At 62.7% G+C, this 23,018-nt stretch carries 20 protein-coding genes and 2 tRNA genes; 6 read left to right on the plus strand and 16 right to left on the minus strand.

The window, feature by feature from the left end:
- Positions 1-70 precede the first annotated feature (70 nt).
- From guaA to NW848_RS05325, 4 genes are read right to left on the minus strand one after another with little or no spacing between them, the layout of a single operon-like run.
- The gene (guaA, locus tag NW848_RS05310) at positions 71-1,618 is read right to left on the minus strand and encodes a glutamine-hydrolyzing GMP synthase (protein ID WP_414510657.1); all 1,548 of its coding nucleotides are present in this window, start codon (positions 1,616-1,618) and stop codon (positions 71-73) included.
- Between the two features lie 4 nt (positions 1,619-1,622).
- Positions 1,623-2,672, minus strand: a complete 1,050-nt coding sequence (gene csaB / locus NW848_RS05315) for a polysaccharide pyruvyl transferase CsaB (protein WP_414510658.1) — start codon at positions 2,670-2,672, stop codon at positions 1,623-1,625.
- Positions 2,660-4,189 (minus strand): xylulokinase, encoded by a 1,530-nt coding sequence (locus tag NW848_RS05320; protein ID WP_414510659.1) that lies wholly within the window; start codon positions 4,187-4,189, stop codon positions 2,660-2,662. The genes csaB and NW848_RS05320 overlap by 13 nt, the downstream gene beginning before the upstream one ends.
- A gap of 2 nt (positions 4,190-4,191) precedes the next feature.
- Positions 4,192-5,919 (minus strand): cation:proton antiporter, encoded by a 1,728-nt coding sequence (locus tag NW848_RS05325; protein ID WP_414510660.1) that lies wholly within the window; start codon positions 5,917-5,919, stop codon positions 4,192-4,194.
- Between the two features lie 54 nt (positions 5,920-5,973).
- On the opposite strand from NW848_RS05325, the gene NW848_RS05330 reads away from it, so the two are divergent.
- From NW848_RS05330 to NW848_RS05340, 3 genes are all read left to right on the plus strand, one after another.
- Complete coding sequence (locus NW848_RS05330; protein WP_414510661.1) at positions 5,974-6,111, plus strand: hypothetical protein; 138 nt, start codon at positions 5,974-5,976, stop codon at positions 6,109-6,111.
- Between the two features lie 70 nt (positions 6,112-6,181).
- On the plus strand, positions 6,182-6,460 hold the full coding sequence (locus tag NW848_RS05335) for a DUF433 domain-containing protein (protein ID WP_414510662.1): 279 nt from the start codon (positions 6,182-6,184) through the stop codon (positions 6,458-6,460).
- Positions 6,461-6,626: 166 nt separating this feature from the next.
- Positions 6,627-8,129: an N-6 DNA methylase gene (locus NW848_RS05340; RefSeq protein WP_414510663.1), complete on the plus strand. Its 1,503-nt coding sequence runs from the start codon at positions 6,627-6,629 to the stop codon at positions 8,127-8,129.
- Here NW848_RS05340 and gltX read toward each other — a convergent pair.
- The 8 genes from gltX to NW848_RS05380 form a co-directional block, all read right to left on the minus strand.
- Positions 8,020-9,483 (minus strand): glutamate--tRNA ligase, encoded by a 1,464-nt coding sequence (gltX, locus tag NW848_RS05345; RefSeq protein WP_414510664.1) that lies wholly within the window; start codon positions 9,481-9,483, stop codon positions 8,020-8,022. The two genes, NW848_RS05340 and gltX, sit on opposite strands and share 110 nt — an antisense overlap.
- A 49-nt stretch (positions 9,484-9,532) precedes the next feature.
- Positions 9,533-10,750, minus strand: coding sequence for a GTPase HflX (gene hflX, locus NW848_RS05350; RefSeq protein ID WP_414510665.1), 1,218 nt, complete (start codon positions 10,748-10,750; stop codon positions 9,533-9,535).
- Positions 10,751-10,779: 29 nt separating this feature from the next.
- Complete coding sequence (gene rpiB / locus NW848_RS05355) at positions 10,780-11,244, minus strand: ribose 5-phosphate isomerase B (protein ID WP_414510666.1); 465 nt, start codon at positions 11,242-11,244, stop codon at positions 10,780-10,782.
- Complete coding sequence (locus NW848_RS05360) at positions 11,241-12,557, minus strand: S41 family peptidase (RefSeq protein WP_414510667.1); 1,317 nt, start codon at positions 12,555-12,557, stop codon at positions 11,241-11,243. The genes rpiB and NW848_RS05360 overlap by 4 nt, the downstream gene beginning before the upstream one ends.
- A complete protein-coding gene (locus tag NW848_RS05365) occupies positions 12,554-13,978 on the minus strand; it encodes a S41 family peptidase (protein WP_414510668.1) in 1,425 nt (474 codons plus the stop codon). Before NW848_RS05365 ends, NW848_RS05360 begins: the two co-directional genes overlap by 4 nt.
- A 60-nt stretch (positions 13,979-14,038) precedes the next feature.
- Positions 14,039-15,484 carry an ATP-dependent protease ATPase subunit HslU gene (gene hslU, locus NW848_RS05370; protein ID WP_414510842.1) on the minus strand — a complete coding sequence of 482 codons (1,446 nt, stop codon included), beginning with the start codon at positions 15,482-15,484 and terminating at the stop codon, positions 14,039-14,041.
- Positions 15,485-15,519: 35 nt separating this feature from the next.
- A tRNA-Lys gene (locus NW848_RS05375) sits at positions 15,520-15,595 on the minus strand.
- A 3-nt stretch (positions 15,596-15,598) separates the two neighbouring features.
- A tRNA-His gene (locus tag NW848_RS05380) sits at positions 15,599-15,675 on the minus strand.
- Positions 15,676-15,794: 119 nt separating this feature from the next.
- On the opposite strand from NW848_RS05380, the gene NW848_RS05385 reads away from it, so the two are divergent.
- Positions 15,795-17,105 (plus strand): Gfo/Idh/MocA family protein, encoded by a 1,311-nt coding sequence (locus NW848_RS05385; RefSeq protein ID WP_414510669.1) that lies wholly within the window; start codon positions 15,795-15,797, stop codon positions 17,103-17,105.
- Between the two features lie 3 nt (positions 17,106-17,108).
- Here the strand turns inward: NW848_RS05385 and NW848_RS05390 are convergent, their stop codons facing one another.
- Together NW848_RS05390 and NW848_RS05395 are read right to left on the minus strand one after the other, a co-directional pair.
- Positions 17,109-17,867, minus strand: coding sequence for a class I SAM-dependent DNA methyltransferase (locus tag NW848_RS05390; protein ID WP_414510670.1), 759 nt, complete (start codon positions 17,865-17,867; stop codon positions 17,109-17,111).
- Positions 17,845-18,507 carry an outer membrane lipoprotein-sorting protein gene (locus NW848_RS05395; RefSeq protein WP_414510671.1) on the minus strand — a complete coding sequence of 221 codons (663 nt, stop codon included), beginning with the start codon at positions 18,505-18,507 and terminating at the stop codon, positions 17,845-17,847. Before NW848_RS05395 ends, NW848_RS05390 begins: the two co-directional genes overlap by 23 nt.
- Positions 18,508-18,556: 49 nt before the next feature.
- On the opposite strand from NW848_RS05395, the gene nuoD reads away from it, so the two are divergent.
- Positions 18,557-19,777, plus strand: coding sequence for an NADH dehydrogenase (quinone) subunit D (gene nuoD / locus NW848_RS05400; RefSeq protein WP_414510672.1), 1,221 nt, complete (start codon positions 18,557-18,559; stop codon positions 19,775-19,777).
- Between the two features lie 28 nt (positions 19,778-19,805).
- A complete protein-coding gene (locus tag NW848_RS05405) occupies positions 19,806-20,453 on the plus strand; it encodes a hypothetical protein (RefSeq protein ID WP_414510673.1) in 648 nt (215 codons plus the stop codon).
- Between the two features lie 10 nt (positions 20,454-20,463).
- Here the strand turns inward: NW848_RS05405 and NW848_RS05410 are convergent, their stop codons facing one another.
- Together NW848_RS05410 and NW848_RS05415 are read right to left on the minus strand one after the other, a co-directional pair.
- Positions 20,464-21,378, minus strand: coding sequence for a carbohydrate ABC transporter permease (locus NW848_RS05410; RefSeq protein WP_414510674.1), 915 nt, complete (start codon positions 21,376-21,378; stop codon positions 20,464-20,466).
- Between the two features lie 123 nt (positions 21,379-21,501).
- Positions 21,502-22,785, minus strand: coding sequence for a hypothetical protein (locus tag NW848_RS05415; protein WP_414510675.1), 1,284 nt, complete (start codon positions 22,783-22,785; stop codon positions 21,502-21,504).
- Positions 22,786-23,018: the final 233 nt, after the last annotated feature.

A 23,018-nucleotide genomic window follows, 5' to 3' on the forward strand; every position in this document is an offset into this window, starting at 1 on the left:
AGGGTGCAGGAGTGGTGGGATTCGACCTGCTGGGCATACTTCAGAACGGCGCGCGTGTTTCGTGGCGCCCCTACTCCCACTCAATCGTGGCAGGCGGTTTGGAACTGAGGTCATACAGCACGCGGTTGACGCCTGCAACCTCGTTGCTAATGCGATTAGCGATGCGCAGCAGCAAGTCCCACGGCAACTCGGCAGGCTCGGCGGTCATCGCGTCCTCGCTATGCACGACGCGCAGCACAATCGGGTACTGGTAGGTGCGCTGGTCGCCCATCACGCCGACCGAGCGCACTTCGGGCAGTACGGCGAACGCCTGCCATATGCGCTGTGCCCAACCCGTGCGCGTCAACTCCTCGTTCAGGATGGCGTCCGCCGCGCGCACAAGGGCTAACTTCTCCGCTGTCACCTCGCCCAGCACGCGCACCGCCAGCCCTGGACCAGGGAACGGCTGCCGCCACACGATTTCGGGGGGCAGTCCCAACTCTTGCGCGACGCGGCGTACCTCGTCCTTGAACAGGTAGCGCAGGGGCTCGATGAGTTCCATACGCATCCAGTCGGGCAGCCCGCCGACATTGTGGTGCGTTTTGATTTTCGCTGCCAGGCGCGTGCCGCTCTCAATCACATCGGGGTACAGCGTGCCCTGCGCCAGGTAGCGACACTGCCCAATCGCGTCGGCATGCTCCTCGAATACGCGCACGAACTCCTCGCCGATGACCTTGCGCTTCTGTTCGGGGTCAACGACGCCTTGCAGGCGCTTTAGGAACCGCTCGCGCGCGTCCACGAAAATCAGGCGGCTGGGGAAGTGCCGCGTGAACAGCATTTGCACCTGCTCCGCCTCGCCTGCACGCATCAGCCCGTGGTCGACGAAGATGCAGGTCAGCTGCTCGCCAATCGCGCGCTGCACCAGCGCGGCGACGGTGCAGGAGTCGACCCCTCCGCTGACGGCGCACAGCACGCGCTCGCTGCCGACTTGCTCGCGGATACGGGCGATGCTCTCTTCGATGAAGTTGCGCATCGTCCAGTCGCCTTTGCAACCGCACACTGCGTACAGGAACTGGCGCAGCAGGTGCATGCCGAACGGCGTGTGCGCGACTTCGGGGTGGAACTGCACGCCATACAGGTGGCGCATCAGGTCGCCCATCGCGGCGACGGGGGTGTTCTCGGTCTCCGCCAGCACGATAAAGCCTGGCGGGGGCGTCTGCACCATGTCGCCGTGGCTCATCCAGCAGCTCAGGTGGAAGTCCAGCTGCTCGAACAGCGGCTCGGCATGCACGACGGTCAGCAGCGTGCGCCCGTACTCGCGCTGCGCCGCAGGCTGCACGACACCCCCCAGCATGTGCGCCATCAACTGATGCCCGTAGCAGATGCCCAGCACGGGGACGCCCAGCATAAACAGTTCAGGGTCTACGCGCGGGGCGTTCGGCTCATACACGCTTGCGGGACCGCCCGACAGGATGATGCCTTTCGGCGGGCGGGCGCGCAACTCGGGCAGGGGCGTATCGTAGGGCAGAATCTCGCAGAACACACTGCACTCGCGCACGCGCCGCGCAATCAACTGCGTGTATTGCCCGCCGAAGTCCAAGATTGCGACCTGCTCGTGCGCGCCGATTGGGGTCTCCATCGGACTATAGGATACCCTGCACGGGTTCCGAGAAAGGTTTGGTAGACTCCTGTACCCGTGCGAGTAGGTGTTGGGCTGTTTGCTGAAGCGCGGGCACAGTTCCCTGCAGGCGCGCGCGGAGCGCGTCGCGCGGAAACGCCGCCCACGCTTCCACAAGCCCTGCCTGAAGCGCCCTGAGCGGCACGGTCGGCGCGCCGAGCTGCGCGGCGAGCGCGTCCACTTTCGGGTCATAACTGACGCATAGCACGGGCACGCCCGCTGATGCCGCGAAAATCGCCCCATGCAGGCGCACGGCGATTACCGCTTCTAGTTGCGCCATCACGCCGAGCAGCTGCGCAGGATGATGCGGCGGCGGGAGCGGGTGTGCGCCCGACTCGGCGGCTATCGCCTCGCACAGCGCACGGTCTTGCGACTCCTGCATCGGGATGAGCAGCGCACGGTAGCCATCTGCGTGTAGGTGGCGGCACAGGTCGGCGAACGCCTGCTTGACGGGCGCGTCGCCCCACGGGCGTGGTGCAAGCCCCACCCAACGCGCTCCTGCATCCAACGCTACATGCGCAGGCTGCGGCGCAAGCGCCCAGGTCAGGTCGGCGTCTACCGTCGCGCCTGAAACGCCGAGGCTCTCCAGCAGGTGCGCGGAGTCGGCATCGCGCACGCTGAGGAAAGGAACCTGCCGCAACAGGCGCGCGACGAGCTTGCGCCCGACACACCGCCGCAAGGGTCCCACACCCTGACCCACCAGTAGCACCCTACCGTGCGCCCGAAGCCCCCATCGGATGAGCGCGAGGTAATATAGCAGCGAACGCAGGCTGGTTATGTCCTGCAGCAGGCTGCCTCCGCCCAGAATCAGCGCGTCCGACTCGCGCACGGCACGGCGCACCGCGCGAATCTCCATGCGGGGCAGGGCGCGAATCCCATAGGTCGCCTCCGTGAACGCGGGGTCGCCTGACAGTGCGCACACCGATTCGCGCGGCAGCACTTGCAGCAGGGTCGCCAGCGAGCCTTCGTCGCCCCAGTTGCGGTAGCCGTAGTAGCCCGCAATCAGGATGCCCATCGGCGAGACTCTACCCGATAGCGGGCGCGGAACTCATGGTACATTGCGTCATAGAGGCGCACGCGGGCGGGGTCGGGCGCGAACCGCGCCTGCACAGGCGTACAGCGTTCCAGCGACTGCCAGTCTGTCCAGCCCAGCGCGATGGCGGCGAGCATCCCTGCGCCGCGCACGGTCGCCATCTGCGGCTGTGCCATCTGCCACAACTCGCGCTGCAGCACATCCGCCAGAATCTGCGCCCAGACCGTCGAACGCGCCCCGCCGCCCACCAGCCGTATCGGTTCCAGTCGCCTGCCTGCGAGCCGCTCCACGGCGTCCAGCAGCCAGCGGGCGTTCAACGCGACGCCCTCCAGCACGGCGCGCGCCAGCTCCGCCCGCCCGTGCTGCAGGCTCAGTCGGCAGAAGCCCCCGCGCACATGTGGGTTCTCCACAGGCGTGCGCTCGCCGACCAGCCACGGCAGGAAGCGCAACCCACCTGCGCCTGCGTCCGCCTGCGCCGCCCAAGCGTCCATCTGCGCAAAGGCGTCGGGCGGCGGCGATGCGCCCCAAATCACCTCGCGCAGCCAGTTCAGACACGCGCCCGCCGACTCCTGCTCGTTCGCGATAAAGTAGCGACCTGGGATGCCCGCAGGCAGCGTCGCGAGGTTGCGGAAGATGTCCGTGCGCTTGAAAGGCACATGGCAGCTAATCCATGCGGAGGTGCTAAGCGTCATATGCGCTTGAAAGTCGTCCAGCCCGCCTGAGCCGATTGCCGTTGCGTGCAGGTCGGGCGTGCCTGCGACCACCTGCGTCTCGCGCGGCAACCCCCACTCGTCTGCCACCGTCGGTAGCACCGCGCCCAGGATCGCCGTGCTGGGATACAGGTCGGGGAACTGCTCGCGGCGCAGCCCCGCGTAGCGCAGCAGCGTCGGGTGGTACTCAATCCGCCGAATGTCGCGGTTATCAGTAATCCAGTGCAGCGCGAGCGTCTCGTAAGAACTGGCGATGCGTCCCGTCAGGCGCAGGTTCAGGTAGTCTTTCGGTTCCAGAAACTTATGCGCAGCGCGGTAGCACTCAGGCTGCGCGTGCTTGAGATACAGGATGTGCGCGAGCGGGTCTTTGCCTGAGCGTGCGGGCGCGCCGCCCGTCAGGCGCAGCCAAGTGCGCAACTTGAACAAGTTGTAACCCATCACGCGGGGGAAGCCGTCGATGAGGTCGGCGATGTAGGGCGCGCCGCGCGTGTCCATCCAAAGTATCGCGTTGCCGAGAGGCTCGCCTGCGGCGTCCACCGCAACCGTGCCCGACCACTGCGCCGTGCAGCACACTGCGCGGATGGCGTCGCGATGTTTGGGCGCGTTGGCAAGCAGGCGTTGCACAAGGCGCGTGAGCGTCGCCCACCAGATGCGCGGGTCTTGCTCCACCCCGCCGTCGGGCGTGAAGAGAAGCGGCTGCGGCTCGCAATCCCACGCCAGCAGTTCGCCCTGCGCGGAGACCACCGCCGCCTTGACCGCCGTCGTGCCCAAGTCAAGCGCGAGTACCATCTTCAGTTTGCGAATACGCCTTCTTCGGTCTCCTGCAGCACCTGATAATGGCGGGCGCGGCACTGATTCATCAACTGCAGGCGCGTCTCGTTCTCCACGCCCAGCAAGCGCATGATGCGCCCCGCAATCTCGATGTAGGTCTCGAACTCTTCGGGGATGACATCGGTGGCGCCTGCGGCGTAGAGGGGTTCAATCTCGGCGACATAGCGCGTGCGCGCGACGATGTAGACAGTGGGGTTCAACTCGCGCACGGCGCGCACGGTGTAGCGCGTGCTAATCGGATCGGAGACGGCAATCACGACGGCGCGGGCGTGTTCCACCCCCGCCGCCTGCAGGATTTCTGGATGCGCCGCGTCGCCGTAGATAACAGGGATGCCCTGCTTCTGCGCCTCGCGCACCAGCGCGCCGTTCATCTCTACCACCACAAACGGCTGCCCCAAGTCGCGCAGCAGGTTCGCCAAATTGCGCCCGTTCAGCCCGAAGCCGACGATAATCACATGGTCGCGCAGTTCGGGATGGCTCTCGTGCGCTGCGCGCAGGCGCGAGAGCCAGTGCGCCCGCTTGGTCGCCCGCGCCAGCAACCGATACGCCCCCGCCAACAACAGCGGCGTGAGCAGAATGCTCAGCGAAGTGCCGACCACCAAGCCGTTCACCAAATCGGGCGGAAGCAAATTCGCACTGCGCGATTGCTCCATCAGCACGAACGAGAACTCGCCAATATTCGCCAGCGCCATCCCCGCCAGCAGACCTACCCGTAGCGGACGCCGAATCGCAAGCCCAATCCCCACCACGATAAGGCTCTTCAGCGCCATCAGCGAGAGCGTCCACGCGATGACCGTGCCCCAATTCGCTTGCAGATAGGGCAGATCCACCAGCATACCAACCGAGATGAAAAACAGTGCAAGGAAACTGTCGCGGAACGGCGTGATGTTCGCCGTGATTTGGTGGCTGTAGGGCGTCTCGGAGATGATGATGCCCGCGATGAACGCGCCCAACGCCGCGGACATCCCCAGCGACTGCGTGATATAACTCATCAGCAGCGCGATAAACAGCGACCCCAGCACAGGAATCTCGCGCGTATCCGAGACCACGATCCAGCGCAACACCACTGGTACGACCACCCGCGCCAGCAGATAGACGACCGCAATCCCCACCACTGTGAAGACCAGCTTGGAACCCGCCACGATAAGCCCGCGCTCTTGGAGTTGGGGCAGGAAGGGTAAAATTGCCATAAACACGGGCGCCATAATATCTTGAAACAGCAGCACGCCGACCGCGAACCGCCCGTGCGTGCTGTCCAACTCTTCGCGCTGCTTGAGAATCTTCACACCGACCGCCGTGCTGCTGAGACTGATAATCATGCCCAGCGCGAGCGACTGCGCCAGCGTGTAGCCCAACAGCCCCGCGCCTATCGCGCAAATCAGTACCGTCAGCCCGACCTGCGCAATCCCTGCCCGCAACACATAGTGGCGCAACTGGTAAAGCTTGTCGATGGAGAACTCCACTCCCAGCGAGAACAGCAACAGCACCACGCCCAACTCGGCAAGCAGCTGAATCGCTTCCACTTCGTCGACCCAGCCCAGCCCGTAAGGACCGATGAGCGCGCCCGTGAGGATGAAGCCCGCCACGGCAGGCAGGCGCAAGCGCGTAAACAGCGCCACGATTATAATACTGACGCCAATCACCAACAGGATGCTCGTACTCAGGGAGTGGGCGTGGGTCTCTGGCATAGCGGGGGAATTGTACCTAAGAGGTAAAGTAAAATCGGCTCGCTGTTCCGCGACTTGTCGGAGATAGACCAGTTGGCGGCGCAGGTATGGGGCTTGACCGCGCAGGAGTTGGAGGCGATTCGGCAAAGCCTGTCGCAGGAGGTGGACGATGATACGGCGGATAGCACTGAGGGAACATACGATGTGGATTAGGCAGTTGGGGGAGTGCGGCTGAGTGGCTACTCAGTGAGTCGGGTATCCTCTTCTCCAGGAGGTGGTCAAGATGGCGACTGCGCGCATCGATGAGGAGCAGCTTTTGGCGCGAATCACGACCGACCCCGCTATTTTCGGCGGGAAACCCATCATTCGCGGGCGACGGTTGGCGGTGGAGCATGTGCTGGCGATGCTGGCAGCGGGCGATAGCCCCGAGACCATCTTGCAGGGCTACCCGTGGCTGGAAATGGACGATATTCGCGCATGCTTGGTGTACGCACGCCGCCTTGTCGGACGCGAGCGTATCGAACCGTTTTTGGTGGAGCCTCACAGTGAGGGTACTACTTGATACCTGCGTATGGGGTGGAATGAAGGGATTTTTGTAGCCATATTCTGAAAACCTATCGATCGGAGCTGGCGTAGAGCGCACTGATTACAGTAGAGCCAGACAGAGTAAGGGTACGCTACTCGGAGTGACTGAGCAAGTACCCCCGTTTTCGGTATAATCTCGGCGTATGGCAGCGCACACCGAACGGAGGCGGCGTCGCGCTCTCGGGGAACATCTCACGCCCCAGCAACTGATGCGCGACTACATCCTGCCCGAAATCGCGCCCATGCTCACGCAATACCGATGGGTAGACCTATTTGCAGGTAAGGGCGACCTGATTTTCCCGATTCTGGAACGGATTCCGCCCGCCGACCGCGCCGAATTCTTCGCCGAGCATATCCGCCTCTACGACATCCAGCCGCAAATGGTCGCCCACTGCATCCAGCGTGCGGTCGCGCTTGGCGTGCCCGAACCGCTCGCGCGGGAACACATCCGCCAACGGGACACGCTCGCCGACTATCCCGACGAAATCCTGCGCTCGCCGCTGCCTGTGTACCATGTCACCAACCCGCCGTACCTCTACTTGGGCTACATCCCGAAGCATCCCGAGACGCGCCCGTACCTGCGCTACTTCACAGGGCGCAACGAAGGCTATCAAGACCTCTACCAGATTGCCCTTATCAACGACCTGCGCCATGCCGTGCCAAAGATGGCGTACATCATTCCTTCCAACTTCCTGTTCGGGGACGCGATTTCCAACAAGATTCGCGACGACCTGCTGGACGCCTACACGATTCGCAAGGCGTACCTGTTCGAGCAGACTCTGTTCGAACATACGGGCGTGCATGTGATGATTGCTTTTTTTGAGCGCAAGCCGTATGCCTGCCGTGAAGTGCAGGTGTTCGAGGCGGTGAAGGTGAACCACGCTGCCGAAACGCGCTGCTATCGCCTCTCTCCCAAGTGGCATTATCGCGCGGGCAGCGAGTTCGAAGAGTTCGTCACGCTTCACCGCGCCGCGCGCCCGCTGAAAGTGCGCTACTACCTGCACTGGGAGACCGTGCAGCAGCACGCGGGCGCGTACCCGCTCAGGCTGGTGGACGCGAACGACTTTTCGGGCAAGGGCTATCGCGTGCTGGAGGTGGGCGTAGACGCCGCGCTCTACGAACATGTGAAGGCGAACCCGCTCTTTGTGCGCACGCTGGACACGGGCAGCGCAGACGGACGCGCGGGGCTATACTTCATCCCCGAAGTGTTCGGCGCGGATGGGATTGTCGTCACGAAGGCGACCTACCGCACGCACCCAATACAGGTGTTTCTCGAGCCGCGCCTGCCGCTGGACGACCTGCGTCTCCTGCGGGACTACTTCAACCTGCTGTTGGAACACCTCCGCGCCCTGACCGACAGCGAGTTCATGACCACCTATAAGTATTCCGCAAGCGCGTACACGCGCAAGTATCTCGGCTTATCGCAAGCGAAGGCGTTGATTGAGACTTTCCCGTATCTGGAGATGTCCGATGAAGAGCGTGAGAGGCTACGGGCGTTAGTGCAGGCGGGGGATACGGAAGAGGTGATAGAATTCCTCACCGCCCAAACACCCACCCCTGCGCCTTGCGCAGGCGTTGTAGCACGCGCGGCTTGCCTAAAGCCTCAATCATCTCGAACAGGCTCGGTCCTGTCGTGCGTCCGCTGAGCGCGACGCGCGTGGGGTGGATGACCTCGCCGCCTTTGACGCCCAGCCAGGCAATCACCTCGCGCGTGACGCGCTCGATCTCGGGCGCAGTGAACGGCTCCAGCGCCTCATAGCGGCGAATCAGCTCCTCCAGCATCTGTGGGATGTGCGGCTCGCCGTACCATTTGCGCACCGCCGCCTCGTCGATGGGGTAGTCGTCTTTGAAGAAGAAGTCCAGCAGGCGCGGCGCGTCGCTAAGCAGCTTCATCTTCTCCTGCTCCAGCGGCACGACACGCTCCACATAGGCGCGGGTCGCCTCGTCCAGCGTCTGGGGCACCAGCCCCGCCTCCTGCAAATACGGCAGGCACAGCTCCACCAGCCGCTCCTTCGGCAATTGGCGGATGTAGTAGCCGTTCATCCACAAAAGCTTATCGTGGTGGAACACGAACGGGTTGTCCGAGATACGCTCGATGGCGAACAGCTGGATAATCTCCTCACGGCTGAGAATCTCTCGGTCGTCGCCAGGGTTCCAGCCGCAGATGGCTAAAAAGTTGAACATCGCTTCGGGCAGGTAGCCCTGTCGGATAAAGTCAGTGAACTCCACTGCACCGTGCCGCTTGGAGAGTTTCTGCCTGTCGGGTCCCAGCAGCAGGGGCAGGTGCGCAAACTGCGGCGGCTCCCAGCCCAGCGCCTTGTAGAGGTTCAGGTGGCGCGGCATGCTGGCGACCCACTCGTCCCCGCGCATCACATGGGTGACCTCCATCAGGTGGTCGTCCACCACATTCGCGAGGTGGTAGGTTGGGAAGCCGTCCGATTTCAGCATCACGAAGTCGTCGGTGAGTTTGTTTTGGAACACCGTGCGCCCGTGAATCAGGTCGTCGTACTCCACCGTGCCTTCCAGCGGCATTTTGAAGCGGATGACATAGGGCAGTCCCGCGTCCTCGCGCGCCTTGACTTCGGCGGGGGTGAGCTTACGGCAGCGGCGGTCGTACATCGTGGCGGCGGCGCCTTGCGCCCGCTGCTGCGCCCGCATCTGCTCCAGCTCTTCAGGCGTGCAGAAGCACTTGTACGCCTTGCCTTCCTCCACCAGCTGGTGCGCGATGCGCTGGTAAATCTCCAGCCGTTGCGACTGGTAGTAGGGCGCATAGGGACCGCCGACTTCGGGGCCCTCGTCCCAGTCCAGCCCCAGCCAGCACAGGGAGTGCAAAATCGCCTGCTCGGAGCCTTCTACAAAGCGCGCGCGGTCGGTATCTTCGATTCGCACGATGAATTGTCCCCCGTGACGGCGGGCGAAGACCCAGTTGAACAGCGCGGTGCGAATGTTGCCCACATGGGGCATGCCTGTCGGGCTGGGCGCGTAGCGTACCCGAACCATCAAGCCAAGCCTCCTGCATTCCGAAGCTGCATAGCGGAATTGTACCTCACTACTTTTGGCTCTCGCGCAGGCGCGCGGCGACCGACGGGATGACCTGCGCCCGCAGGTGGATGCCTTCTTCGTGGTAGTCTACTGACAGCACGCGCCCGAACTCGTAGCACTCGGCAAGCAGCGCGGTCGCCTCATACGGCAGCCACACATCGACGCTGACCAGCATCCCCTGAACCGTCGCCACGATGCGATCCATCAGGTGTGGGATGCCCTGCGCAAAGCGGGCGGAGATGTAGACCGAGTTGGGCGTTTCGGCGACCAGTTGGCGCAGCAGCGCCGTGTCGCGCACACAATCCGCCTTGTTGAACACGGTTATCGTCGGCTTCTGGTCTGCCTGCAGTTCGACCAGCGTGGTTTCGACGGCGTCGCGTTGCAGTTCCCAGTGCGGGCTGGAGATGTCAATTACATGAATCAGGAAATCCGCCTCGCGCACCTCCTCAAGCGTGGCGTAGAAGGCTTCCAGCAGCATCGGGGGCAGGTTCTCTACAAAGCCGACGGTATCGGTCAGCAGCACCGACCAGCCGTCGGGCAGCACCACTCGGCGCGTGGTGGGATCCAGCGTGGCGAACACGCGGTTGTCCACATAGGTCTGCGCCCCTGATAGCACATTCAGCAGGGTGGACTTGCCCGCGTTGGTGTAGCCCACAATCGCGCCGCTGGGGAAGGGCAGCTTGCGCCTCGAGCTGCGCTGGTGGACACGCTGGCGGCGGAGTTCTTCGATTTCGTGGCGCAGGTGGGCAATCCGTTCGCGGATGCGTCGCTTGTCGATCTCCAGCTTCGTTTCGCCTGGACCGCGCGTGCCGATTCCGCCGCCCAAGCGCGAGAGCGTGACGCCCTTACCTGATAGGCGCGGCATCAGGTACAGCAGTTGCGCCAGTTCCACTTGCAGCGCGCCCTCGCGCGAGCGCGCCCGCTGCGCGAAGATGTCCAGAATCAGCTGCGTGCGGTCTACTACGCGCGTCTGGGTGATTTGTTCCAAGTTGCGCTGCTGCACGGGGTTGAGTTCCACATCGAACAGGATGACATCGGCTTCGTGTTCGCGGGCGAGTTGGAACAGCATCTCCGCCTTGCCCTTGCCGATGTAGGTGGCGACATCGGGGAGAGGGCGTTTCTGCCGCGCTTCGGCGACGATTCGGACGCCTGCGGAGTGCGCTAAGGCGCGCATCTCGTCGTTCCAGTAGGCTTCCTCGTGCCCCTCGTGATGGCAGAAGACCAAGATGGCTCGCTCAGCCTGCCTGATGTCGGTTAGTCGGTGCGGGATTGCGTTTCACCTCCTGCGAGTTCGAGTTTCTGTACGCGGCGTTGGTGGCGGTCTTCCGCGCTGAAGCCCGTGCGCAGGAACGCCTCCACGGTTGCGCGTGCGAGTTCGGGTCCAACCACGCGCGCGCCCAAGCAGAGAATGTTCGCGTTGTTGTGCTCACGCGCCAGCGCGGCGGAGACGGGTTCGCTGGCGTTCGCGGCGCGCACGCCCGGACGCTTGTTCGCCGCGATGCTCATGCCAATCCCCGTGCCGCAGATGAGGATGCCCAGCGCGGGGCGCGTCTCGTTCACCAGCCGCGCGGTCAGCGTATGCGCCACATCGGGATAGTCCGCTGCCTCTTCCGAGTGGACGCCCACATCGACGATTTCGTAGCCCTGTTGCGACAAGTGGTTCTTCAGAAACTCTTTGAGTGAATAACCAGCGTGGTCTGCGCCCATGAAGAGGATCATCGGCTCACCTCCGCTTCGGACTGCGCGCGCAGCACGCTGTTGCCCTCTTTGGAGGCGTTGAGTCGCTCGCGCAGCACCTCCAGCGCTTTCTGGAGTTGCTTGTCGCGCGCCTTGTCCTCTTCGGTCATGCGCCAATCTTCGGGGTTTTTGACCTCGATGTCGGGCTTGAGACCCCCAACGCGCTTGCCGTCCACGATTTTCGCGTTCAGGTCGGTGCCGTTCGGCGTGAGGTACTTGGCGGTGGTGATGGCGACGGCGGTGTTTGGCGAGGTCGGGATGACCGTCTGCACCAGCCCTTTGCCAAACGAGTCTTCGCCGATGAGCAAGGCGACTTTGTGGTCGCGCAGTGCGCCCGCAACAATCTCCGACGCGCTCGCGCTGCCGCCGTTCATCAGCACGACCATCGGTACATCCAAGTTCGCGTACCGTCCGCGCAGGGTGCTTTTCCGATCCAGCAGTCCGTGCCTGCCGACGACGCTCACGACGACCTTATCGCCCGGGATGAAGCGGCTGGCGACCTCGACAGACGAATCGAGCAGCCCGCCAGGGTTCGCCCGCAGGTCTAAGATTATCGCGCGCCCGCCCTCGCGCTTGATTTGGTTGAGGGCGCGATCCAGCAACGCGGGGGCTTTCTCGCTGAAGTTCTGCAGCCAGATGCGGTAGATCTTATTCTCGTCGTCCTCCAGATAGACATCGACGGTGGGGCTTTCGACGAGGTCGCGCTTGATGGTCACAGTGAACGGCTCTTGGTCGCCGCGGCGGATGGTGAGTTTGACTTCGGTAAAGCGCGGTCCGCGAATCATGCGCACGGCTTCGTCTAAGGCGATTCGCTCCAGGCTCTTGCCGTCTACGGCGATGATGATGTCGCCGGGCTGTAGCCCTGCGCGTTGGGCGGGGCTATTCGGCAAGGGGCGCACGATGCGCGCGCCGCCTGGCGCGTCCTCCAGCAGCGCGCCGATGCCCGTGAAGCTGCCCGTCGTGTCTTCCTGCATGCGGCGGAAGGCGTCGGGATCCATAAAGCGCGTGTAGGGGTCACCCAACGCGCTCAGCATGCCGTCGATACTGGCATAGGTCAGTTTGTCGACGGCGGGCGGCTTGCCGTAGTAGTGCGCCTCCACTTCGGCGAGTGCGCTTTGAAAGGCGTCCGTCGGCTCCAGCGCCTCGCGGCGCGTAAGGTCGCGCAGCGTTGCGCTCACCAGCAACGGCGAGGCGTGCGTCAGCAGGGCATACGCCTCTGACCCCACAAACCCACCTACAAACAGTAGCGGCATTAACGCCAGCGTATAGACCCAAGCGCGTCCGCGTTCTCTCATGACCGTTTCTCCTGCGATTGTAGCCAGCTCAGTGCACGCTCCAGCGCGGGGTCGCCGCCCATCTGTCCGCGCATGCGCGGCTCAGCAGCGATGCGCACATCGGGTTGCACACCTTTCTGATGGAACTTCGCGCCGTCCAGTCCCATATACCGCCCGACAGTGAGGGTGAAGCCCGACCCGTCCTTGAGTCGGTACAGGTTCGTCTGCGAGGCGTCCCCGAAAGTTGGCATGCCGAAGATTCGGGCGTTCGCGGTTTGGCGAATCGACAGCGCCATCAACTCCGCCACATTGTAAGTGCCCCGATCGACCAGCACAGCGACGGGCAGTTTGGCGGGCTGGGGCGACTTGGGCAAGCTAAGCGGGCGCGTGAGGTAGCGATTCCCGTCGCGGTATTCCACGCGGGCGACCTGCCGCTTTGTGGCGATGAGGCTAAGCATCTGCAGGGCAGGCTCCTGTTGTCCGATAGCGACGCCGCGCAGGTCGATGACCAACCCTTTCGCGCCGCCTTGCTTGAGCGTGCGCATTGCGCTGGCGAACTCGCGGCTGGCGGCGGCATTCAGCAGGTTCGGGCGCAGGTAGCCCCAGCGCCCCTGTAGCATGCGGTACTCCAGCGGGCGCACGCGCGTCGTTGTACGGGCAACCTCTAACTCCAGCGTCTGCCCCCCGCGCTTGACCGTTAGCCTAAGCGGCTTGGACTCTTTCGGGTCGGTCGGAGTCTGGCTCAAGCGGCGAATGGCGTCGCTGATGGAGATGCTATTTTCCAGTCGCTTGCGGGCGCGTTCGCTCGCTTGGCGGATCTGCTCACGCGGGCTGTGCATCCGCTGCAGTTGCACAATCTCGGCGAACGGGTCTTCCGAAAGCACCCACTGTCCGTCGATTGCGTCAATGAAGTCGCCTTGCTTCAGCCCTGCTTTCTCGGCGGGCGAGTGGGGCGCGACGGCGACCACCTGCAGCAGATTCTGCTCCAGCGGGGCGGTCTCGTTGCCGACGCGCAGCGTCGTTTTGCGCTGTGTGACGGTCAACACCGCGCCGATGCCCTGAATCTCGCCGTTCAGGGCGCGCGTGAACTGCTCGCGCTGTTCAGGGCGCAGGAACTGCGAGCGCGGGTCGTTCAGCGAGGCGAACAAAGCGTCCAACGAGCCGTAGGTCAGCTTCTCCGTCGCGACAGGCTCGACATACTCGTCGCGCACGAGTCGGAACACATTCGCATAGAGCCTGACCATCGACGGCTCCGAGACTTTCGGGTTGGGCGTGGGGGTACGCGCGTCCGCCAGCGCAGGCGCAAAATCGCGTTGCACCACCACAGCCGCACCGCTTTGCGTCGAGCGGCTCACTAAGATGTTGCGGGTTAGCCAGCCACTGGCGAACACAAGCGTAAACGCCAGCATGCCAATCCCCCCGCGAAGCCATTTCGTTCTCACGCGCTGCTGTCCTCCACTATCGTAATTGTATCCCATGGCGGCGTAGAAAGTTCCCCCCGCCTACAGAATATATCGGCTCAAGTCGGTGTCTTTCACTATGTCGGCGAGCTTGGCTTGCACATAGGCACGGTCGATGACGATGCGCTCGCCTGCGTGGTCGGGCGCGTCAAACGAGAGGTCTTCCATCAGCCGCTCCATCACCGTGTGCAGGCGTCGTGCGCCGATGTTCTCGGTGCGAGTGTTCACCTCGCCTGCAATGCGCGCGATCTCCACGATAGCGTCGTCAGTGAACTCCAGTTGCACGCCCTCGGTCGCCATCAGTTGCTGGTACTGCTTGGTGAGCGCGTTTTTGGGTTCCGTGAGGATTCGGCGGAAGTCCTCCGCGCCCAATGGCTCCAGCTCCACGCGAATTGGCAGTCGCCCCTGCAGCTCGGGAATCAGGTCTGACGGTTTGGCGGTGTGGAACGCGCCCGCCGCGATGAACAGGATATGATCCGTGCGCACGGGTCCGAACTTGGTAGTGACGGTGGAGCCTTCAATGATGGGTAGCAGGTCGCGCTGCACGCCCTCGCGGCTCACATCGGGACCCACGGCGCGCCCAGAACCCGCGATTTTGTCGATTTCGTCCAGGAAGATGATGCCTGTCTGCTCCACGCGCTGGATGGCTTCGCTGACCACAGCGGAGCGGTCGATCATTTTGCGGGCTTCCTGCTGGGTGAAGATGTCGAGCGCTTCGGCGACGGTCACCACGCGCTTGCGGCGGCTGCGCGGTCCGAACGGCGGCAACAGGTCGGCGTCCAGCCCCATCTCCTCGATGCCCTGCGGCGAGAAAACCTGCACGAAGGGGGTCAGGCTCTCTTCAACTTCGATTTCGATGGTCTCTTTATCGCGCGCGCCCGACTTGAGTTGCTCCATGATTTGGCGTCGGCGGGTGCGGCGGTCGGCTTTTTCGCCTGGCGTCTCCTCCGCCAGAGTCGGCGGCTCTTCCTCGTCCTCATCGTCTTGGCTGAGGATTTGGAAGAGCATTTCGAGGGGCGAGATTTCGCGTCGGCGTCCGCGCTTGGGACGCTCGCTCTGATTGAGTAAGAGGGTCGCCAGCTTTTCGTAGGCGCGTCGCTGCGCTTTGGGGCGTACCTCCTGAATCTTCTCCTGCTCCACCATGCGCACGGCGATATTGGTCAGGTCGCGCACCATCGAATCGACATCGCGCCCGACATACCCCACCTCAGTGAACTTGGTCGCTTCGACCTTCACGAAGGGCGCACGCACCAGCATCGCCAGCCGACGCGCGATTTCTGTTTTGCCGACGCCCGTGGGACCAATCATCAGGATGTTTTTGGGCAGGATTTCGTCGCGCAGTTCGGGCGGCAGTTGCTGGCGACGGTAGCGGTTGCGAAGGGCAATCGCGACGGCGCGTTTGGCTTTGGTCTGTCCAACGATATACTTATCCAGCTCCGCCACTATCTGGCGCGGCGTGAGCGACTCAATCGGAATGATGGTCTCGATTCTCACAGCTTAAGTGTACCCCGTGTGAAAAAAAATGGTGGGCCGTGCAGGACTCGAACCTGCGACCCGCTGATTAAGAGTCAGCTGCTCTACCAACTGAGCTAACGGCCCCTCTGGGGGGACCGATGGGACTCGAACCCACGACCTCCTGAGCCACAGTCAGGCGCTCTAACCGGCTGAGCTACGATCCCCGCAAGCGCATTCAATTATACCCTTCGCACGCGCCGTGATTCAAGGGGGCGCGCCATTCTGGGGCAGGAACCTTGCCCCAGCCGTCGAAAGTTCGAGACGGTGAACGGTGATGGAGCAGATGACACGGCGAGCGTTTCTGGAGCAGTCGGGGCGCGCAGTGATGGGCGCAGCGGCGGGCCTAACCGTGCTTCGAGCGTGGAGCCATAGCCCGAACGACACGATTGGCGTGGCGGTTATCGGGCTAAACGGGCAGGGCAAGGCGCATGTTCGCCAATTCTCCGAAATTGAAGGTGTGCGCCTCGTCGCCCTGTGCGATGTGGACGAGCGCGTGCTGCAGCAAGCAGGCGCGATGGTCGAGCAGCGCACTGGCACACGCCCCAAACTCTATACCGACCTGCGTCAGTTGCTGGAAGACAAGGCGGTCGACGCCGTCTCAACCGCCACTCCGAACCACTGGCACGCCCTACTAACTATCTGGGCGTGTCAGGCGGGCAAGGATGTCTATGTGGAGAAGCCTGCCTGCTGGAGCTTCGAAGAGGGCGAGAAGATGATCGAGGCGGCGCGGAAGTATAACCGCATCGTGCAAGTCGGGCATCAGACGCGCTCCGACCCCGTGACGCGCCTTGCCGTGCAGCGCGCATGGGCAGGCGAAATCGGCAAGATTTACATGTCGCGCGGGCTGTGCTACAAACCGCGCGGACCCATCGGCTTCCAGAAAGATACTGACCCACCCCCATGGCTCCACTGGGAACTGTGGCAAGGACCCGCCACCCGACGCCCGTTTAACCCGAACTATGTGCATTACAACTGGCACTGGTTCTGGAACTACGGCAACGGCGACATCGGCAATCAGGGCGTGCATCAAGTGGACATCGCGCGGTGGTTCCTGAACAAGCGCTATCCAGTCAAGGTGCATTCAGTCGGCGGACGCTACGGCTACGAAGACCAAGGCGAGACGCCCAACACCCAAATCGCCACCTTCGAGTACGAAGACGGCACGCTGCTGGTGTTCGAGGTGCGCGGGCTGTTCACCAACGACGAGCAGGGGGCGAAAATCGGCAACTTGGTGTACGGCTCGTTGGGCTATATGTCGTCGGGCGACGGCTACAAGCCGCGCCGCAGCCCACAAGAGGCGCTGCCCGAAAGAGAAAACCTGCAGCGACCCGAACTTGGCGGCACAGGCGAGCCGAACCACTATCGCAACTTTATTCAGGCGGTGCGCTCCCGCCGCGTCAGCGACCTCCACTGCGATGTGGAGGAGGGCGTCATCTCGGCACAGCTGGTGCATCTGGCGAACATTTCCTATCGACTGGGACGCGCGCTGCGCTTCGACCCCGTCCGCAAGCAGTTTATCGGCGACCGCGAGGCAAACGCCATGCTCCGCCGCCAAGATCAACCGAAGGGATTTGAAATTCCTGTGAGGGTATAGATATTACCGTAACGCCACATAGAACACGCGGTCGCTCTGTCGGTCGGGCGGGTGCAGCGTGTAGGCGTCAAACAGATGCACTTCGGGGAAGCCCGCTGCGCGCAGCATTTCGCGCACCTCGCTTTCTGAATAGGCGCGCTGGGTATGAATCTCGGTAAAATACCGCTCCTGCTCGCCCTCGCGCACCCAAAACTCCATCTGCACTGTGCAAAGGCGCGATTCCTTATCGTACTGGCTACGCCAGCAGTAGCGCAACGGCGCGCTCGGCTCCAGTTGCTTCTGGTCAAACATCTTACGCACGAAGGCATACTCGGTGTTCAGGTCGAAGATGAGTATGCCGCAGGGGGTAAGATGCCTATAGGCGCGGCGCATCGCTTCGGCAAACCGTTCAGGCTCAACGATGTTGTTTAGGCTGTCGAACAGGCTCACGATGGCGTCGAAGGTCTCGCCCAAGTCCAGCTCGGCGGCGTCCTGCACATAGTAGCGCACGCCCGACTGGTGCTGCTGCGCCTTGCGTACCGCCTGCTCGATCATCGCCGCCGAGCGGTCGGCGCCGACCACTTCGTAGCCGCTGAGCGCGAACAGCTCGCTCAGGTTGCCCGTACCGCAACACAGGTCGAGGATTTTGTGCGCGGGGCGGTCAAAGTAGTCCAACAGCGTCTCCACATAGTGCATCCACCACAGGTAGGGGATGCTCTGCATCAGCTGGTCGTAATAGGGGGCGACCGCCGAGAAGGGTTCAGACGCTGAAGAGTTGGTCATCCAAGCCTTGATTGACGCGAATATTCGTGTTGACCGTGCGCCCGCCGAAGCGCTGGTCGACATTATAGACCTCCACCTTGCTGGGGATCCAGATGCCTGGCGCGGCTTGCACGGGGTCTTTGTACTCGAATCGGGCGCGGTAGCGTCCTGTACGGCTGTACCATACGCGCCGCGCGGAGTAGCGCTTGTCGGGGTCGATCCACACGATGTGCCGTGCGTCGTCGTCGCCGTAGTTCCACTGCAGCTCGAACACCAGGTACAGCACGCCGTTCTCGCGCTCCTCGCGCAGGAACTTCACCTCGAACTGGCGCGCGACCGACGGGGTGAAAAAGCCGAAGTCCATCGGCGTCTGCTGCTTGCCGGGCGAGTTGCGCACATCCTCGCGCACGCGCTGACGCGGTGCAATCACCAGCTTCTGACCTGCGTTCAGAATATAGACAATCCGCTGCGACTGCACCTCCGATTCCAAGCGCAACTTGAGCGGTTCCTTGTAGTAGACGGTCATCCGTCGAAATCGGTAGGCGTTGGCGAAGTCCTTGTTGATTTTGCGCAGTTCACCGAGCCGCACGCCTTCCGCGCGCGCCTCCATCTGCAAATCGCGCAACTTGTCCTGCGCCAACGCCAGAAATTCCCTGCTCATAGCCAGCTCACCTCCGCGAGAGTATACCGCATGGTACAATTCCGCCGCTATGCGACAGGCGTTTATTCCGTCCGCAGCGGTCGCCACGAATGTGGAGCGCACCGAAGAGGGCACGATGATTATCAACATGGGTCCCCAGCACCCCAGCACGCACGGCGTGCTGCGCGTCGTGTGCGAGCTGGAAGGGGAACGCATCGTCAAGGCGGAGTGCGTGATTGGCTACCTGCACACGGGCATGGAGAAGGAAGCCGAGTACCTCACCTATCACAAGGCGCTCCCGATGACCGACCGCATGGACTACCTGTCGGCGAACAACAATAACCTCGCGTTTTCGCTCTCTATCGAGAAGATTCTGGGCGTGGAAATCCCCCCGCGTGGGCAGTACCTGCGCGTGATTTTGGCGGAGCTGTCGCGTCTGGCGAGCCACCTGGTGTGGATTGGCACGCACGCGATGGACTTGGGCGCGATGACCATCTTCTTCTACGCCTTCCGCGAACGCGAGAAGATACTGGACTTGTTTGAGATGATGTCGGGCGTGCGAATGATGCCCAGCTGGATTTGCCCAGGCGGGTTGCGCGGCGACATGCCCGATGGGTTTGAAGACCGCCTGCGTCAACTGCTCAAGGAGTTACCCCGCGCGATTGACGACATCGAAGGCATGCTGACCCAGAACCCGATCTGGCGCGAGCGCACGATGGGCATCGGCGCGCTGACCACCGAAGAGTGCTTCGCGCTGGGTGTGAGCGGTCCCAACATTCGCGCCACAGGCTTCGCATGGGACATCCGCAAGTCGAACCCCTACAGCGGCTACGAGCAGTTCGAATTCAACATCCCCGTCGGCGCGCGCGGCGATGTGTACGACCGCTACCTCGTGCGCATGGCGGAGATGCGCGAGAGCCTCAAAATCCTGCAGCAAGCCATCGACGGGCTGCCAGGCGGTCCCATCAACACCAGCGACCTGAAGGTCGTGCCGCCCCCGCGCGAGGCGATTGATACCTCGATGGAGTCGCTGATTCACTGGTTCAAGATTCACACGGAGGGCTTCCGCCCGCCTGTGGGCGAGGCGTATGTGCCCGTCGAGTCGCCCAAGGGCGAGTTGGGCTTCTACTTTGTCAGCGACGGCACGAACCGCCCCTACCGCATGCACACCCGCGCGCCAAGCTTTATGAACCTGCAAGCATTAGAAAAGATGGCGGTCGGACGCCTGATTGCCGACATGGTTGCGCTGATTGGCAGCATCGACATCGTACTGGGCGAGATTGATCGCTAATCAGGTATCATAGGTACAGGGGACGAAGATGCTGCTGATGCTTACCAGCCTGCTACGATGCTTCGCTATTCTGGTAGCTGTTATCGTTAGCCGACCCGTGGCGTGGTGTCTCGCGCTCCTTAGAAAAGGCGGGTGGGCTTCCTGGGATTGCCGAGTTGCCCGACGGATCGACCCTTCAGAGCAATGCTGGCTCACGCGCTACCTGCGGCGAGCAGGGGCGATAATTGATCGAGGCTTCCTGCTTCGCCCTCTCGCCGCGCCGCCTGAGCCTGTCCAGTATTTGGAGGCGTTCGTGCAGGAATTCGGGAGCTGTTTTGAGGCGTTCACGCTGTGCCAGCGTCTCGTCGAGTTATGCGTGCGCGACGGGCGGTGGGCAGACGCCGAGCGACTGCTTGAACGCGGCTACCAGTTAGGCGCGACTTGGTTTCAGATGCCCCCGAACATGCGCGAGCGCTCGCCCTACGATTGGCTGATACCAAACATGGTAGCCAGTCTTATCGTGGGGCTGTGGGTGGTGCGGCAGGCGCGGCAGCAGAATGTGGCAGTCGCGTTCCAGCATCGCCACGAGGGATGGCTGGTGAAGGTAGCGCAGGCGGCTGGAATCGACGCGCCAACGCTTTGGCGCATCTGGTATCCAGCGGCAAGGAAGCAGGTCGCACAACTCAAGTGGAGTTGAAGGGGGGTACTTACGCCTCCTGGAACGCCTTGCTGAGCGTCAGCTTCCACACCCCGTAGGTCGCCAGCAGCGTTATCAGAAACAGCAGCCACGCCATCGCGCACGCATGCCCGAATCGGAAAAACTCAAAGGCGTTCTGGAACAGGTAGAGCGCGTAGAAGAGCGTGCTGTTTTCGGGACCGCCGCGCGTGGCGATGAAGGTCTGCGTGAAATACTGGAACGCACCAATCACGCCGATGATCAGCATATACTGAATCACGGGCGCAATCTGGGGCAGGGTCACATGGCGTATCAGTTGCCAGCCGCGTGCGCCGTCGATGCGCACCGCCTCGTACAGATGCACGGGCACGCCCTGCAACGCCGCCAGGTAAATCACCATCACGCCGCCGATTGCCCACAAGTCCATCACGATAAAGCCCCACTTGGCGGTCGCGGGGTCGGTGAACCAGTTGATGGCGGGCAGCCCCAGCCGATTCAGCCCTGCGTTCAGCGGCGCTGCCAGCCCGTTCTGCGGATTCAGCACCCACACCCACAGAAACGCCGTCGCTACCGCAGGCACCACCGAAGGCAGGTAAAACAGCGCGCGGTACACTGCCTGCCCGCGCAGCGGCAAGTTCAGCAGCAACGCCAGCCCAATCCCAACGATGATGCTGAGCGGCACGCCAATCATAATAAACAGCGTATTGCCGACCGACTTCCAGAAGTAGTCGCGGTCGGCGAGCAGGCTGGCGTAGTTTTGTAGCCCCACCCAGCGTGGCGCGCCCAGCACATTGTAGTCCGTGAAACTGAGATAGAGCGTCGCCAAGATGGGGTAAAGCGTGAATAGCAGGAACCCTGCCAACCACGGCAGGATAAACAGATGCCCGTACAGCATGCGCCACTGCTCGCGATTCACATGAGGCGTATATTCATGGCGGATAGCCATCCTCCTGCAGGTCTGATAAGGGCACAGCAGTCAGAATCGCAGAGGAACAAAATTCCCTCCCCGCTTGCGGGGAGGGTTAGGGTGGGGATGAAACGCGCAATCAGCCCTTCCGCTGGCGTCAGATTAGTTCACATCCACGCGATAGATGTCCAGCCGATCTGTGCCGATGGTGCTGTGAACGACAAACAGGTACTGCGCCTGCGGGCTGCTGCCGAAGTTGAACAGCACGGTCAGCAGGTCGGCGTCGTCCACAATGCCGTCGCTGTTGACATCCACCGCCGCGTCGCTGGAGCCGAACGCGAACAGAATCGCCAGTAGGTCGGCGTCGTCCACGATGCCGTCCAAGTTCACATCGCCCTTCGACGGGTCGGGACCGAACCCGCTGGTGAAGTTGAAAATATTGCCGCCAAACGGGTTGGGCGTGCTGCCGTTGGGCAGCGGCTCGTCGCCCGTGAGTTCCGCGTAGTCCTGCCAAGTCGCGCCTGAACGCTTCGCAACAAAGATTTTGTTCAAGGAAGTGGGGGTGGTGCCGCGACGGTTGTAGAGCAGGTAGTCGCCCGCCGAAGTGCGCAGGTAGTGGATGTTAATCAGCACTTGGAAGGCGTTGTCCGAGCTGAAGTCAAAGATTTGGCAGGCGCGCTCGAGCGCGACGGAGTCAGGCCCCGTGCGCTGGGCGTAGAAGATGCTGTTATCCACGCGCAGGTAGGCATCGCCTTCGGGCGAGAAGGTGATGTCGCGCATGCCAGTTGTCGAGCCTGTGGGGGGGTTGCTTGTGCAGTCGCGGAAAGGTTGGCTCAGGATATCCGACAGCGCGTTGCCCGTTGCAAAATCACGGCGGAAAATAAACCCACGCGCGCGCGCCAGCACCGCCAGCGACTGCCCGCTGCCCTGATAGCCAGGGTCAATCTCGATGCACTCGGCGCGTCCAGACCCATCTAAGTCGCTCGGCAGCACGACGCCCGTACCGTTCCAGCCCGACACTTGCGTGCCCGTCTGCGCATCGTACTTGCGGATGCCCGTTCGATCCGCCACATTGCCGCCGTCGCCCAGCCCCGTGCCCAGATAGAGGAAGCCATCGTGGTACACGACATAACTGCTGCGGCTCTGCCCCGCTTGGGTCAGCGTAATCAGCGGCGTGTAGCCCCAAGCGTTCACATTCAGCGACAACGCATTCGAGATTTTGAGAACGCCGACAGGTTCCGCCAGCGAGTTCGCCGTGGACATCCCCGCGATATACAGGTTCGCCCCGTCGAACGCGACATCGGACGCCAAATCGCCCAGCTGTCCGCCCGCGGGGAAGTACGACGAAAGGTCTACGCTCTTGAGGTGCTCGAAAGACACCTGTGCGCCGGCGCTCATCAGTGCGCCCGCCAGCGCAACGCCCAAAACAACCGTCATTCGCTTCATCGCCATCATGCCTCCTTTCTGAAGGGTGCTTCTATTATACCACAGGTTTATGGGGTAATGCAAGGGGATGGCTGAGGGTATTCGAAAAATTGTTCGGCAGCGTGTTCGGTAAGCCTTTTTCGCAGGGCGCGGCGACCGCGCCCCTACTGCTGGTCGGTACGGGCGCGGTTCCCGCGCCCTATTTTTCGAACACTCTCAGGGGTTTGCTCAAGGATTCAGGACAGTAGGAAAGC

This window comes from Synechococcus sp. RC10A2 (genome assembly GCF_047502605.1).

What these genes read in the sequence shown, in the direction of transcription:
- NW848_RS05395 (WP_414510671.1), bottom strand. Translation starts at nt 18,507, where the DNA reads ATGAGCAGGGAATTTCTGGCGTTGGCGCAGGACAAGTTGCGCGATTTG.
- NW848_RS05360 (WP_414510667.1), bottom strand. Translation starts at nt 12,557, where the DNA reads ATGAGAGAACGCGGACGCGCTTGGGTCTATACGCTGGCGTTAATGCCG.
- NW848_RS05415 (WP_414510675.1), bottom strand. Translation starts at nt 22,785, where the DNA reads ATGAAGCGAATGACGGTTGTTTTGGGCGTTGCGCTGGCGGGCGCACTG.
- NW848_RS05405 (WP_414510673.1), top strand. Translation starts at nt 19,806, where the DNA reads ATGCTGCTGATGCTTACCAGCCTGCTACGATGCTTCGCTATTCTGGTA.
- NW848_RS05325 (WP_414510660.1), bottom strand. Translation starts at nt 5,919, where the DNA reads ATGCCAGAGACCCACGCCCACTCCCTGAGTACGAGCATCCTGTTGGTG.
- NW848_RS05410 (WP_414510674.1), bottom strand. Translation starts at nt 21,378, where the DNA reads ATGGCTATCCGCCATGAATATACGCCTCATGTGAATCGCGAGCAGTGG.
- guaA (WP_414510657.1), bottom strand. Translation starts at nt 1,618, where the DNA reads ATGGAGACCCCAATCGGCGCGCACGAGCAGGTCGCAATCTTGGACTTC.
- NW848_RS05385 (WP_414510669.1), top strand. Translation starts at nt 15,795, where the DNA reads ATGACACGGCGAGCGTTTCTGGAGCAGTCGGGGCGCGCAGTGATGGGC.
- NW848_RS05320 (WP_414510659.1), bottom strand. Translation starts at nt 4,189, where the DNA reads ATGGTACTCGCGCTTGACTTGGGCACGACGGCGGTCAAGGCGGCGGTG.
- csaB (WP_414510658.1), bottom strand. Translation starts at nt 2,672, where the DNA reads ATGGGCATCCTGATTGCGGGCTACTACGGCTACCGCAACTGGGGCGAC.
- NW848_RS05340 (WP_414510663.1), top strand. Translation starts at nt 6,627, where the DNA reads ATGGCAGCGCACACCGAACGGAGGCGGCGTCGCGCTCTCGGGGAACAT.
- gltX (WP_414510664.1), bottom strand. Translation starts at nt 9,483, where the DNA reads ATGGTTCGGGTACGCTACGCGCCCAGCCCGACAGGCATGCCCCATGTG.
- NW848_RS05390 (WP_414510670.1), bottom strand. Translation starts at nt 17,867, where the DNA reads ATGACCAACTCTTCAGCGTCTGAACCCTTCTCGGCGGTCGCCCCCTAT.
- NW848_RS05335 (WP_414510662.1), top strand. Translation starts at nt 6,182, where the DNA reads ATGGCGACTGCGCGCATCGATGAGGAGCAGCTTTTGGCGCGAATCACG.
- rpiB (WP_414510666.1), bottom strand. Translation starts at nt 11,244, where the DNA reads ATGATCCTCTTCATGGGCGCAGACCACGCTGGTTATTCACTCAAAGAG.
- nuoD (WP_414510672.1), top strand. Translation starts at nt 18,557, where the DNA reads ATGCGACAGGCGTTTATTCCGTCCGCAGCGGTCGCCACGAATGTGGAG.